Here is a 14,004-nt window from a genome sequence, read left to right as displayed (position 1 = left end):
GAAATATATCAAAACCATAGAATTGGTTATATTTAGTGCAATTTCAGCCCTATAACCAATATGAATACGCCTAAACACTATATACTGTTGATAAATCCTTTTTCTGGAAATGGAAAAAGCGAGGAAGCAGCAGAATTCATTAAAAAGAATTTACCTGACTGTACCTTTTCGGCTATAAAAAGCAAATACCCGAGTCATTTTTCAGAAATCCTCCAAGATTTCTCATTTGAAAGTGTGGACACCATAATCGTTATAGGCGGCGATGGAACTTTGCATGATGTAATCAATGGCCTAGCAAATAGAAATGATATTCCGCCCATATTTTTGTTTCCCTGTGGCACTGGAAATGCCTTTAATCATGACTTAGAATGTTTGGATTGGGAAACAGCACTGGAAAAACTAAAAAAAGGGAAAGTTCAAAAGATTGATATTTATAAAATCACCGAAAAGAACTCTAAAAAAATCACATTCGGTTTTAATGTAGCGGGCTGGGGATTGGTTTCTAGAATCAATCTATTAGCAGAAAAACTCAGGTTTTTAGGCGGCATAAGATATTCTGTGGCTTCTTTTATCTATATTTTTATAAACCCGACATTTAAGGCAAAAATCAAGATTGAAGACAAAGAAATTTTAGATGAAAATTTCAGTTTCGTTTTGGTTTGTAACAATATGTACACAGGTACTGGAATGAAAATGGCCCCTTTGGCGGATTTTTCAGATGGACTCTTAGATGTTTTGATTATCAGAAAACATTCATTCCTTAAGCTTTTGATGTTATTCCCGAAGATTTTCTCAGGAAAACACCTCGACTCACCTATGGTAGATTATCGAAAAATCAGAAAAATCAGCATTGACACTGAGCCACTTTGTTTGGTTGTAGATGGTGAAATCAAAGCAGAAACACCTTTAGAATTTGAAATTTTGGATAAAAGAATCGATCTAATTGTTTAAAATCTATTCTTTTATGAATTCGCTAGCTTTTTAACCATCGCAAAAGCCACCTCAACTGCATCATGCACGGGTTTGGAGTTTACGTTTTCTAAAACATCGGTTTCTCTGTGGATGTTTGGCATTCTACCGTTTTGGTCCAATGCACCTAAAGTAACCGATTGAACTCCAGCTCTTTGAAACCAAACCGAATCAAAATCCGCTGTGTGCCAAGCTCCGAGTTTCACATGGCCAAGTGCCTCATCTTTTGAGATAACTTCTTTGGCTATTTGAATCAATTCATTGTCATAAACTATGTTTCCCCAACTTCCTGTCTCGGTGATAATTTTCAAATTGCCTGCACCTAAAGTGTCAAAATTGATGAGCATGGTATCTGCATTCCATGTTCCAATTCTATTATCATAATAAGCCTTTGCACCAATCATTCCAACCTCTTCGGCACCTGTAAGAACCAGTTCTATTTCTAAATTCGGTAAATTTTCTTTCCAAAGTTTTTGTGCAGTAGCAATTGCCGCTCCAACGCCCGTTGCATTGTCAGATGCACCGTTTGAGTAGCCAAACTTGTAAAAATCCCAAGAAGCAACCACTAATTGCCCAAGGAAATAAACGACCAATGCCCGACTTAACCAAACCAATATTGTTGAAGGAAATATCCAATAAACCAAAGAAACACAAAAAGCCAAAACGATTAATAAAATATTGATTTTCAGCGAACTACGAAAATTACCAACCATGCTAGGAGTGTACAATATAGAAATCGGTGCGGTATCCCAATGTGCCATTAAGATTACTTTCTTTTTAGATTGCTTATTTCCTTTAATAATCAGATTGTGAGACTCAACCAAAGGTGGAAACTTGGTAACCGGTGAAGCGTACCAATTGAAATACAAAATAGCAGAAACACCGAAAAATGAAATTATCAATAAGCCAAAGATATCAAACCTTGGCGTGAGAAGCAATCCAAATACTAAACCCAAAATCAACCAATGAACGATGAAAAGATAGTTTTTGGGTGTTTTGAATTTTTCCAAAACAATTTCATTTTCTGGAAAAAGGCTAGATAAGTAATCTAAAACGGGTTTTTCGTTTGGCCCAGCACAAGCTCGGTCTTTAAAACTCGCCAATTTATCAACTATGATTTCAGGGTTCATGCCATTATTAGATTTATACAAAAATATAATAATCTATGAATAAAATAGGTTCTTTCTGAGAATTTTAGATTTGGAAGAATGATCTAAAAAAAAACTAAAAAGTAAATTCAAGAAATAATTTTATCTCAAATATTAAGCATTCCGCTTACTATAATTCAAAACCGCTAAGCCATTAAATCCAATGGCGAAAGCTATCAAAACATATAAATCTTTTTTCAAATCCATGAAAGTACTGCCCTTGATGTAAATGGCCCTGACTATTTTTATCAAATAGGCTGGCGGATTGAAATAAGTCAAAATCTGAGACCAGCGTGGCATACTTTCAATCGGTGTATACAAACCTCCCAAAAGAATAAAAACCATCATAGCAAAAAATGCAAATAGAGTGGCTTGCTGTTGGGTATCTGAAAACGTGCTAATTAAAAGCCCAATTCCCAAAACACCTAACAAATAAATAGCCGAAAATGCGTAAATGGTTAAAAATGAACCTTGTGGCAAAATTCTAAAAACTACAAATGAAACTACCATACCGATAGTAATGGAAACCATACCTAAAACCCAAAATGGAATCAATTTACCGATGATAAATTCGTGTTTTTTTAATGGAGATACATTCAGTTGTTCTATCGTTCCAATCTCCTTTTCTGAAACAATGTTTAGGGCTGTCATAAAAGCACCTACCATGGTAACCAAAATAACCAAAATGCCCGGTACCATAAAAAGTGGATAAACGCTGTGTGGATTGTACCAATTGGCCGAACTGATTTCAATCTGTGGAATTTCGCTATTCCGAGGCATCAATATCCACTCTTCTCTAATTTCTCTATTAAAATCCGCAATCACTTGCGAAAGATAAGCACTTCCCAAACCTCCTCTAATGCCGTTTACAGCGTCTGCAGTTAAGTGAAGTTTGGCAGAATTTTCTTTAATTATCTCTTTTTCAAAATGTGCTGGAATGGTCAAAACCAAATCCGTTTTTCCTTTACCTACCAAATCCAAAGATTTTTTGTAGCTGTCCGTATACTCAGAAAGATTAAAATAAGACGAAGCACTAATTTTCTGAATTAATCTGCGAGAATAGGTAGAATGGTCTTGATCTACAATGCTGACATTGATATTTTTCACCTCATAGTCTGCAGCCAAAGGCAACAATATTAGCTGCAAAATGGGCATCGCTATTATCATTCTAAGAATTGTGGGATTTCGAAAAATCTGCTTAAATTCTTTTTGCAATAAAAAATATAGGTTATTCATTTCAATATTTTAATTTTCGATAATTAGAAAACTGCCCTTCGACTAAAATGCATTTAAAAAAAACATAACATATTTCGCTACTCAAAAGTCATTTAAAGCACTTTCACACATAAAACTCTTAAAAACTTTGTGTCGGCTGCCGCCTAGGAACTAGCCGTCCGCCCTTATTTTTTTTCAAAAAAACCGAATCGGAGTGGCGTACCACCAAAAAAAACAGCACGGCTGCGGCCGACCGTCCACAAACTCACGCACTCAAAATTCTCTTAGTCATTTGTATTAAAAAGAAGCATTTTTCCAAGAGAATTTTGATTGCGTTCAGACAGTGCTGGCTGATATAAAGAACCATTTTTATTTAATTTTTCTCGAACATCATCAATTCCAAAATCTGCTAATCTCACTCTAATTTTATTTTGAATTTCTTTAAGGCTATGGTTAAGAAAAACACAGTCATTCCAAGCAAAATCAAGGTTTGTTTGATAATATACGAAAACCCTAAGCCTTTTACCATCACTATTTTTACGATATTATAATACCATTTGGTAGGCACTATATTGCTCATAACTTGTAGCGGTAAAGGCATATTTTCTATCGGAAACATAAATCCGCTGAAAATCAAGGCGGGCATTAAAAGCCCAACCAAAGAAATAAACATCGCCACTTGCTGGGAATCGACATTTACAGAAATCAGTAATCCTAAAGATAACGTCGTAATGATAAACAGTAAACTTTCAGCCAAAAGCAACACTATACTACCTTGTATTGGCATATCCAATATGTAAACGGCCATTAGCAAAATCAAAATAATATCAATAAAACAGAGCACCATATATGGAACGGCCTTGCTTATCAAAACCATAATGGGCTTCATCGGTGACACCAAGAGAATTTCCATAGTGCCCATTTCTTTTTCTTTCACGATCGATACCGAAGTCATCATGGCTCCCAAAAGCATCATGATGAGCGTCATCACACCTGGCACAAAATTAAAAGAACTTTTAAGCTGTGGATTGTACAACATCCTGGTTTCCAAATCTATCGTATAGGGCAATTTTTTATTATTACTCAAATCACTCTGAAAATCTCTGATTATGGCTGATGCATAATTTATCGTGATATTTGCCGTATTTGGATCAGAAGCATCTGCCACTAATCTCATCTGCGATTTATTCTCATGCCTAAGGTCATTTTGGAAATTCGGTGGAAAAATAATCACCAATCTCACCTCCCCTTTCTGAAACTCCCCTTTTATTTCATTTTCAGAACTTAAGGTTTTCTTTACTGTAAAATACTCACTTTCGTCTATTCTCGTAATGAGTTTTTGGGTAGCCTCGTCTTTCGCAAAATCCAAAATCGCCACATTAGAATTTTTCACCTCACTCGTCAGAGCAAATCCAAACAAAAGCATCATTACAATTGGCAAACCAATCAAAATAATCAAGCTTCGTTTGTCGCGTATCACATGCCAAAATTCTTTCCGTACAAATGCAAAAAATATTTTCATTTATTCTGATCTTTTTGCTCCGCGAGCCAATTGAAGAAAAACCCCGTCCATATTCTCAACACCAAACTGTTTTTTCAAAGCGTCCGGCGTATCCAGTGCAGCTATAGCACCATCCACCATGATGGATACTCGACCGCAATATTCGGCCTCGTCCATGTAGTGTGTTGTCACAAAAATCGTGATGCCACGACTCGCTGCCTCAAATATCATATCCCAAAACTGCCTCCTCGTGATAGGATCAACTCCTCCGGTTGGTTCGTCCAAAAAAACGATTTTGGGTTCGTGAAGAATAGCCACTGAAAAAGCAATCTTTTGTTTCCAACCCAAAGGCAAAGAGCCCACCAACTTGTCGGCTTCATCGTTTAATCCTAAGCGATTTATCAATGCATCTATTTTTCCTTTTAACTCTTTCCGAGGTATGCCGTAAATTCCACCAAAAAATCTAATGTTTTCTCTTACAGTCAGGTCTTCATAAAGCGAGAATTTCTGACTCATATAGCCTATATGCTTCTTTATCTCTTCGTTTTGTTTGTAAACATCAAATCCAGCCACAGTGGCCTTACCTGATGTGGGACTAAGCAAACCGCAGAGTATTTTCATAGCGGTGGTTTTTCCAGCTCCGTTTGCTCCCAAAAAACCAAAAATCTCGCCTGGTTTTACGTCAAAAGTGATGGCATCTACTGCCACAAAGTCGCCGAATTTCCTAGTTAGGTTTTTGGTATGTATTACGCTATTGACCATAATTTTTATTTTTCAGACTCCAACATCAATTTTATAAAAGTATCCTCAATGTTGGGCTCTATCTTTTTGATTTCTAAGTCCGAATAGTTTTTCGAACTCAAGAAATCTTTCATTGCATCAAATCCCTTATCATTGGATTTCAGAACTACGTGGTTCTCACTTCCAAATGCAAAACATGTTTCTGTATCAGCGTAATCCCGCAATTCCAGCATCAATTTGTACCTTTCATCTGCCTTTACCGAATACAGCGGTCGCTTATTATTCTCGATAATCTTTTCTAAAGTATCTATTTCTAATATTTTGCCTTTTTGTATTAAAGCAATCCTATCGCAGCGACTCGCCTCGTCCATATAGGGCGTAGAAACCAAAATCGTTATGCCTCTCGCTTTTAGCCTGTCCAACATATCCCAGAATTCTGTCCTAGAAACTGGATCGACACCTGTGGTGGGTTCGTCGAGAAACAAGACCTTGGGTTCGTGAATCAAAGCACAGCATAGTGCCAGCTTTTGTTTCATTCCGCCCGAAAGTTTGCCTGCTAAGCGTTTTTTAAATGGCTCTATCTGAACATAAATCTCCTCTATCAAATGAAAGTTTTCCTCAACCGTGGTATTAAAAACTGTCGCAAAAAAATTGAGATTTTCTTCAATACTCAGATCTTGATACAGTGAAAACTTACCCGGCATATAGCCAACGATTTTTCGAATATCCCAAAGGTCCTTCTGTACATCAAATCCTGCTACCGATGCTTTTCCGCTGTCGGCATTGAGCAAGGTGGTAAGAATCCTAAAAAGGGTAGTTTTACCAGCTCCATCGGGTCCAATTAGCCCAAAAAGCTCTCCTGCCTTCACTTCAAAACTTATATTGTCTAAAGCAAGCACAGTACCTTTTTCGTAGGTTTTGGTAATATTTTCTATTAAAATACTTGCCATATTATTGGAGTTTTATCTCTCCGTACATTCCGATTTTTAAGAAGCCATCGTTTTTCACCCTGATTTTTGTGGCGTAAACCAGGTTGGCCCTTTCGTCTTTGGTTTGGATGGTTTTCGGCGTAAATTCAGCCTTCGTTGCTATCCACTCCACTACGCCTTCCAGCTCTTTGTATTCGTCTTTGCCTTTGTCTACAAACACTTTTACTTTTTGGTTGGTCTTAAACTTGGCCAACTGATCGCCAGAAATATAGGCTCTCAAAACCATATTTTGCATATCACCCAATTTGTACAAAGGTTTGCCCATGCCCGTTATTTCGTTGGTTTCGGCATATTTTACCAAAACCACACCCGCCGTTGGGTTTATTATGCTGCATCTTTTTATCTGATCTTCTATTTGAGCTATGCGTTCCATCAAAGGTTTTTTCTCACCCAAAATCCCCCTGTTTTGTATGCCCACTTGCTCTTCTTGCGAACGAATCTGCTGTTTCAAAACCCCAGTTTGAGACTCCATGGCTAATATTTGCTTTTTCAATATTTCTACTTGGCCGTTTACATCATCCAATTGTTTCGTAGGAATCGCTTCCGCTTTCACCAAATTCTGCAATCTTACTTTTTCTCTTTCTATTACTTTCAATTGCTCTTTTTGGGTAGCTATTTGGGCATATTGGGTATTGAGTTGTTCTTTCAAAATCTGCGTTTGAGGACCCGCATTGTTTTGTTTCATGCCCACGGCCTCCACACTTGCCTCTACCTGAGCTTTTTGTAAGCCAAGGTTTTCACAATCCACACTTCCTACCAATTGGTTGGCCGTCAACACTGCCCCTTCTTCTATTTCCAGCGATAGGATTTTACCGGTAGATTCAGAAGAAACTATGGTCTCGGTGGTTTCGAACACACCCGTTGCGTCAAAATCGTCTTTGCCTGATTTACAAGACATTACCACAAGACCTAGCAGTATTCCGTAAAAGATTTTAAAATTATTATTCATCATTTTTTTAATTAATGTTTATTTCAAATTTCCAGTTATCAATTTTAAATTATGTTTGGCTTGTAAAAGCTGAATGTTATGCAAAATGCTATTTTGGCGGCTTATATTTTCGTTATCCACTTCGGTCAGATAGTCGTTGGCTGTTATCACACCGTTGTCTAGTTGAGCTTCCGCCGTTACTTTTATTTGCTCTCTGATAGTCAAAAGTCTTTTATCGCTTTCTATCAAATTTTCCAACCTCGCTATTTCTTGGTTTTGGTTGCTCACTTTTATTTTTGTTCCCAACAGAAACGTTTCTCTTTGGGCATCAATCCTTTGCTGACTTACTTTATATTGCTGGATTTCATTGCTTTGTGAACCAGAATACAAAAAACTCAAAGGAATTTTCATCGTTACGCCACCAATAAAATACGTTTGAAATTGGTTGGCCAAAAAGTTCAAACCCGGCTTTCCATATCCGCCAGTTGCAAAGGCAGCAATCTTAGGTAAATTTTTAGATTTAGCCATTTGTTGATTTATTCCCAACATATCTTTTTGATAATCAAACAATTGAAGCTCGGGTCTGTTTACATCTGAAGTATTTACCAAACCTTCAAAGCCAGCTTCCAATTGGGTGTTTTCCGAAATCGTCTGGCCAATTAAAAGCCCCAAAGCATCCAAAGCGGCTTTTTTGCGTTTTTGAGCTTCATTAATATTTTGATCTATCTCTATGGTTTTGGCTTCTATTGCCAATTGATTCGATTTTATAGCCACACCGTTGGCCACCGAGACTTTGACTTTGTCCAATTTGTTCAGCAATTCTTTCTGCAAAATCTGAGCATTGGCTATTTGTTTTTCGGCAAACAATATCCCAAAATACAAGGCACTCACCTGCTCTTTTACCTGAAAAAGCTCCGTCACCACTTTTTGTTCTTCTACTTTGGCATTGAGTTTGGCTACCGAAACTTGTTTGTTGGTCACCCCGCCGTCCCAGATATTCTGCACCACATCTAGCGTGGCTTTGTATTGGTCTTTTGGCGGCGGCTGAATGTTTACATTCGGCAAACTGATGCCAATGCTCGTAACCTCCGATTGCCAAGTGGCTTGCCCACCGATGCTGGTTTGTGGCAGAAAATTGGAATTCAAGATTTTGACCTGTAAATCCGCCGTTTGTTGTATCAATGGTAGATTAGTGGCCTGAGGTGCATTTTTTTCCGACAATTCGAGACATTCATCCAATGAAAGCGTCTGCTGAGCTTCACAGAAATAGGCCGAAAGTAGGAAAACTATCACATAAATTATTTTTTGCATATTAATAAAAAATTTAAGTTCTAAGGTGTTAAAATAAGTTTAGCGTAGGTTTGCAGCTCCACCACTCTTTGGTTCATCAGTTCCGTAAAATCCCCATCGCTCATTTGAGTTATACCTACTAAGGCAGGTTTGGCCAGAAACGGAAAAACGCTCATACCCATCAGACTAAGTGCAAACTGAAATGGGTTCACCTGCCTGATTTTGCCTTGTGCTTGGTCTTGGAAAAAGCTCTCAAGAAAGAATTCTTTGAAAAAATCTATGGGGAGTTTTTGGATAAAATGTTGGTTGTCTTTTTTGTTGACGGTAGAAATAACAAAAAATGGTAAAAACGGATATTTATTGAGAATTTGGTAGTATTGCTCTATAAAAAAACACACTTTATCAATAAAACTCAGATGCTGCTTCATTTGCTCACCAATGGCCGGAAACAATACTTTCACTTTTTCAACAAAAATTTTCTCAAAGAGCATATCCTTCGACCTGAAATAATAATGCAGCATGGCCTTATTAATTTCGGCTTTGTCGGCAATGGCCTGCATACGAGCACCATCAAAGCCCTGCTCCATAAAAATTTGCTCTGCAGCTGTAATTATTTTTTCTTCTGTTGTCACTATCCAAATAGTTTAACTAAATGATTTAACCAAATGGTTAATTTTTCAACAAATGTAATTGTTCAAAATTATTATGCAAATATTTTTTGTGTTTTTTTTTAGAATTTGGGGAAGGGGAAAGCTGAAATCTGAGGATTTTAGTCTTTAATTTGCTGAATTTTAGGTATATATTATCAAAACTGTTGCTTACCCGAAAGGCAATGAAAGAATTGTTCGACAGGTCTAAACCTACTGTAAGCGAACAAAATGATAATGTTTTTAAAGAAGGAGAACTTAATGTATTTCAAATTGTTCGGAAAATCCAAACTACTTTCTATTCTGCTCCCCCCTCAATTCGTCCGCTCATGCAGAACTTTTGAAGAAAAATACGCTGGTAGGATTTTATGCTTTTTCAAAATACTTTCTATCGGGGCAAATGAAGTTGAATTGTCTGCCAAGTTTGTAAAATAAACTACCAATGTTTGAGAGGCTGGAACTTCGAGCACCATATTGGTAAAACCACATGTAGAACCAGAATGGAATAAAACTTCGGGCTTGCCTTTGGAAACAAACCAGCCAAATGAATAGTAGTTTTCTTTTAATATTTTGGCATTTGAAAGCTTAAACATCTTTTCAAAATCTAAGCCTAAAACAGTTTTTCGCTCTCGAAACCACTTTTCGTAATCATCCAATGAAGTATAAACCCCACCATCGCCTTTAGTGGCACTCGTCAGACTTTGGTCTGAGAAAAATAGCTGCTTGTTTTCATTCAAAGCATAGCCATAAGCACGATTCGGAATATCCTTATCAGTTTCGTAGACTACCGTTTTTGACATGCCAAGCGGTTTGAATATTTCATTGTATAGAAAATCATCGTATTTTTCACCCGAAACTTTTTCAATAATCAATGCCAAAAGGCAAAATGCGGTATTGCTATATCTGAACTCAGTACCAGGAGCAAAATAGGTTCTATTGACATTTTGCACCATTTCTAAAACTGCTTTGTCGGATAGCTGTATTTTCAAATCCGAAGGCATAATCTCTTCATAATCAATAATCCCAGATGAATGTGTTAGCAAATGATGAACAGTAATATTTTTACCAACTGAACAAAAATCAGGAAAAAATTCTGTGAGATTTTGGTTTAAATTCAGATTTCCTTTTTTCTGAAGTAAATAAATAGCCGCCGCTGTAAATTGCTTGGTAACAGACGCCATCCTGAAATTTGAATTGGTTTCTACCAAAACGCCATTTTGCCTATCTGCCCAACCAGATACATTTTTATACAAAACTTTTCCATCCTTTATCACCAAAAGCCCTTTTCCGATATTCTCTGGATTATTTAAAAATTCGGTCTCAATATCATTTTTGAATGATTGAGAAATACATGTAAAACTCATAAAAATTAAGAAAAAACTTAATTGAAATCTTTTCATTATGAACTGATTAAATAGAAAATATGGCTAATAATAATCTAAGATAATAGCTAATAATATTTACTGAAGTTTCTGCGTAAAATAAAGTACTGAAAATCATTTTTTTTAAATATTGTCCAAATTCCAAAGCACTGAATATCAGAATTTTACCAAATTCTAAATAATTACTAATTGGTCCTTATATTTTTTTTGCAGTCCGTTGTAAAATTTCGCTTCCTTTGGATTTCTTTTAGCCAAAAACGTTGTTGCGAAATTTTTCAGAGGATCATTGCAAAAAAAGTGTTTTTTTTGATTCTTTTTTTTCGAAAAAAAAGAATGCCCGCCTGGCAAGGCACACAAAGTTTATATATAATAATGCTTTTAACTCCGAAACTTTAGTTATTTACCAAAAAAACGGTTTGTAATCGAAATTTATCTTATATTTTCATAAAAAATATTGAATAAAACACTCCATTTCTTAAGTAATTCTACCTGATTTTCAATGGATTACTTTAAAATACAGAAAATAACCACTATTTTCATATTAAAAAAAACATACCATGAATGCTAAAGATTTTACAGAAAATACAGAAGTTAAGGATTTAATCAAAAAAATAACGGACAAAAAACCACTAGTTTCCGACACATTAGATGCCAAAGGCAACCAATATGTGGATATTGTAATGGAAGGTGGCGGTGTGCTTGGAATCGCCTTGGTCGGTTATACCTACGCATTAGAAAAAGCCAAAATAAAATTTTGTAGCCTTGCAGGCACTTCTGCAGGTGCCATAAATTCAATGATGTTGGCCTCAATGCAGCCCAAAACGCATGATACTATTTCAGAAGAGCTAATAGATATTATAGCCAGCAAAGACTTTTTTGATTTTGTGGATGGAGACAGTTTTGTGCGAAAACTAATAAAAGATGTCCTTGGGGACAAACCCCTTATTTGGGTCGGTATCAAGCATATTTTTCATCTTGGTAAACTCTTCAGACTCATTAGAGATGAATTAGGCTTAAATGACGGCAATAATTTCGAAGAATGGATTCAAGACATTCTGCATAACAAAGCCAACGTCAAAACCACCAAAGACTTACAAAACCACAGAGATGCTTTGGCAAAAGGTTTGATACTAAGAGAAAACATTGAAGGAAATAAAGTTTTTTCATCCAAAATCGCCATCATTACCTCAGATATAACTACCCAAACCAAGGTCGAATTTCCATTGCACAACAATCTCTACTTTAGCAATCCAGAGGAAACTTCACCTTCCAAATACGTAAGAGCAACCATGTCTATTCCACTTTTCTTTAAACCCATGACCGTGGAAAACATCCCCAAAAACCAAGAAAAAGTCTGGGATGATGCAGTGGGATATACTGGCGAAATACCCGATAAAGTGAGATTTGTAGACGGTGGAACACTTTCTAATTTCCCCATAAATGTATTCCATCTGAGTGCTGGAGTACCAAGAAAACCCACCTTTGGCGTAAGATTAGGCAAAGACAGACAAAAGTTTAATAGTTTCAAAACCTTTCTGAAATTCTTTTACGCCATATTCAATACCATGCGATATCTGCATGAATATGATTTCTTATTGAAAAACAAAGATTACAAAAACCTCATCGGCAGGATAGATACGGACGGCCACAACTGGTTAAACTTTGACATAAGTGACGAAGAAAAACTGGACCTTTTTATCCGAGGTGTAAAAGCAGCTCAAGAGTTTTTGGATACTTTTGATTGGATAGCTTATAAAAAACTGAGAGCTACATTGAATTAAAGAAAAAGAGGACAAACTACCTTTAAAGTTTGTCCTCTTAAATATCAAATTTAAAAATTTTACTCCTCCACTGCCGCAAATATCATTTGACGGAATAGTGCTGAAGTTCGGTCCTCCCCTATTTTTTGTGTTTGTTTCATCAATACGCCAATAATTTTTTCATTAGGATCCGCAAAATAGGCCGTATTGAAATATCCACCCCAATCAAAAGTATTTTCAGAACCACTTCCGGCTTTGGCAACACCTTTTTGTTTTACCAAACCAAAAGCCAAACCATAACCTGTAGGACTTTTTTCTCCTCCCCAAATGTCACCCAACTGGTCAGACAAAATAGAATTGATCGTAGTTTTGCTCAAAAATCTTTTGCCATTATACTCTCCCCCATTTACATACATTTGCAAAAACGTCGCATAATCTTTTGCTGTTGATGAAAGTCCAGCACCACCGCTGTAAAAAGTCTTCGCTCCTTTTTTGGGATAATCTACATCATAAAAAGTATCCGTAAAATGCACCCATTTATCATTTGTTTTGGTTTGAACCGCTACCAATCTGCTGGCTTTAGCATCCGGCAAATAAAAATAAGTATCGGTCATTCCCATCGGTTCAAAAAGATTTTTCTGCAGATAATCACTAAAAGTCATACCAGAAACGATCTCAATAAAATAGCCTAAAACATCCAATCCTTCAGAGTAAATGAACTTTTCACCAGGATTAGCATGCAAGGGCAGTTTCGCCAATTTCTTAATATTATCGCCGATTTTTACGGGTTCTGTCGTAAACAAATCCACTATTCCGGCTTTTTTATAAATAGCCTTCATTTTTTCGTCACCATCTATCACGCCATAGCCCAATCCAGAGGTATGCGTCAACAAATGCCTTATCGTAATTTCTTTGTCCGCAGGCTTTGTGCTATACGATGAATCTGCCAATCTGAATTTATCCAAAACCACAGGATTCTTAAATTCAGGAATATACCTTGAAATTGGATCATCCAGCATAAACTTTCCCTGCTCCCAAAGCATCATCACCGCAGTGGATGTTATCGCTTTTGACATGGAAGCTATTCTGAAAATATGGTCATTTTTCATCGTCACTTTGTTGGGCACATCAGCATATCCAAAGGCATTTTGATAAATAATCTTCCCGTTTCGGATTATAATGGCGGTGGCACCAGGAATATTTTCATTCTTGATAGCTTCGTTTAACATATCTTCTATGCGTTTGATTCTGTCAGAAGACATACCGACAGATTCTGGACTGGCCACATTTAAAGTAGCTGAAGTTCTTAAGGCTTTTGTTTGGGCAAAGGTTTGAAAACCAATAAATAAAAGGAGAATCAGTTTTTTCATATTTTATGTTTTAAGGAGAATATAATTTTTCAAGAAGCTATGTTAAAGTAATTCGCTTCTAAAT

General features: G+C 36.5%; 14 protein-coding genes. 3 read left to right on the top strand and 11 right to left on the bottom strand.

Annotated elements, in window-relative coordinates:
• Positions 1–60: 60 nt before the first annotated feature.
• Positions 61–951, top strand: a complete 891-nt coding sequence (locus tag EGI22_RS23275) for a diacylglycerol kinase family protein (protein WP_255071063.1) — start codon at positions 61–63, stop codon at positions 949–951.
• Positions 952–962: 11 nt separating this feature from the next.
• Here EGI22_RS23275 and EGI22_RS23270 read toward each other — a convergent pair whose 3' ends face one another.
• The 9 genes from EGI22_RS23270 to EGI22_RS23230 all read right to left on the bottom strand — a co-directional run bounded on the left by EGI22_RS23270 (position 963) and on the right by EGI22_RS23230 (position 9,413).
• Positions 963–2,099 carry a M28 family metallopeptidase gene (locus EGI22_RS23270; RefSeq protein WP_255071061.1) on the bottom strand — a complete coding sequence of 379 codons (1,137 nt, stop codon included), beginning with the start codon at positions 2,097–2,099 and terminating at the stop codon, positions 963–965.
• 132 nt (positions 2,100–2,231) lie between these two features.
• Complete coding sequence (locus tag EGI22_RS23265) at positions 2,232–3,353, bottom strand: ABC transporter permease (RefSeq protein WP_255071059.1); 1,122 nt, start codon at positions 3,351–3,353, stop codon at positions 2,232–2,234.
• Between the two features lie 263 nt (positions 3,354–3,616).
• Complete coding sequence (locus EGI22_RS23260) at positions 3,617–3,751, bottom strand: hypothetical protein (RefSeq protein ID WP_255071057.1); 135 nt, start codon at positions 3,749–3,751, stop codon at positions 3,617–3,619.
• Positions 3,748–4,854: an ABC transporter permease gene (locus EGI22_RS23255; RefSeq protein WP_255071055.1), complete on the bottom strand. Its 1,107-nt coding sequence runs from the start codon at positions 4,852–4,854 to the stop codon at positions 3,748–3,750. Before EGI22_RS23255 ends, EGI22_RS23260 begins: the two co-directional genes overlap by 4 nt.
• Positions 4,855–5,595 (bottom strand): ABC transporter ATP-binding protein, encoded by a 741-nt coding sequence (locus tag EGI22_RS23250; protein ID WP_255071053.1) that lies wholly within the window; start codon positions 5,593–5,595, stop codon positions 4,855–4,857.
• A 5-nt stretch (positions 5,596–5,600) separates the two neighbouring features.
• The gene (locus EGI22_RS23245) at positions 5,601–6,524 is read right to left on the bottom strand and encodes an ABC transporter ATP-binding protein (RefSeq protein WP_255071051.1); all 924 of its coding nucleotides are present in this window, start codon (positions 6,522–6,524) and stop codon (positions 5,601–5,603) included.
• Position 6,525: 1 nt separating this feature from the next.
• Entirely contained in the window at positions 6,526–7,515 is a 990-nt protein-coding gene (locus tag EGI22_RS23240) for an HlyD family secretion protein (protein ID WP_255071049.1), read from the bottom strand.
• 15 nt (positions 7,516–7,530) lie between these two features.
• Complete coding sequence (locus EGI22_RS23235; RefSeq protein ID WP_255071047.1) at positions 7,531–8,802, bottom strand: TolC family protein; 1,272 nt, start codon at positions 8,800–8,802, stop codon at positions 7,531–7,533.
• A gap of 20 nt (positions 8,803–8,822) precedes the next feature.
• Complete coding sequence (locus tag EGI22_RS23230) at positions 8,823–9,413, bottom strand: TetR/AcrR family transcriptional regulator (RefSeq protein ID WP_255071045.1); 591 nt, start codon at positions 9,411–9,413, stop codon at positions 8,823–8,825.
• Between the two features lie 200 nt (positions 9,414–9,613).
• Here EGI22_RS23230 and EGI22_RS23225 point away from each other — a divergent pair, with 200 nt between their 5' ends.
• Complete coding sequence (locus EGI22_RS23225; RefSeq protein ID WP_255071043.1) at positions 9,614–9,772, top strand: hypothetical protein; 159 nt, start codon at positions 9,614–9,616, stop codon at positions 9,770–9,772.
• Here the strand turns inward: EGI22_RS23225 and EGI22_RS23220 are convergent.
• Positions 9,743–10,828 carry a serine hydrolase gene (locus tag EGI22_RS23220; RefSeq protein WP_255071041.1) on the bottom strand — a complete coding sequence of 362 codons (1,086 nt, stop codon included), beginning with the start codon at positions 10,826–10,828 and terminating at the stop codon, positions 9,743–9,745. The genes EGI22_RS23225 and EGI22_RS23220 overlap by 30 nt on opposite strands.
• Positions 10,829–11,367: 539 nt before the next feature.
• On the opposite strand from EGI22_RS23220, the gene EGI22_RS23215 reads away from it, so the two are divergent.
• The gene (locus EGI22_RS23215) at positions 11,368–12,591 is read left to right on the top strand and encodes a patatin-like phospholipase family protein (protein ID WP_255071040.1); all 1,224 of its coding nucleotides are present in this window, start codon (positions 11,368–11,370) and stop codon (positions 12,589–12,591) included.
• 59 nt (positions 12,592–12,650) lie between these two features.
• Here EGI22_RS23215 and EGI22_RS23210 read toward each other — a convergent pair whose 3' ends face one another.
• Positions 12,651–13,940, bottom strand: coding sequence for a serine hydrolase (locus tag EGI22_RS23210; RefSeq protein ID WP_255071038.1), 1,290 nt, complete (start codon positions 13,938–13,940; stop codon positions 12,651–12,653).
• Between the last annotated feature and the right edge of the window lie 64 nt (positions 13,941–14,004).

This window comes from Lacihabitans sp. LS3-19 (genome assembly GCF_024343575.1).
GTDB lineage: Bacteria > Bacteroidota > Bacteroidia > Cytophagales > Spirosomataceae > Leadbetterella.
Note: the sequence above shows the minus strand (reverse complement) of the source record. Positions and strands in the feature narration are given on the sequence as shown.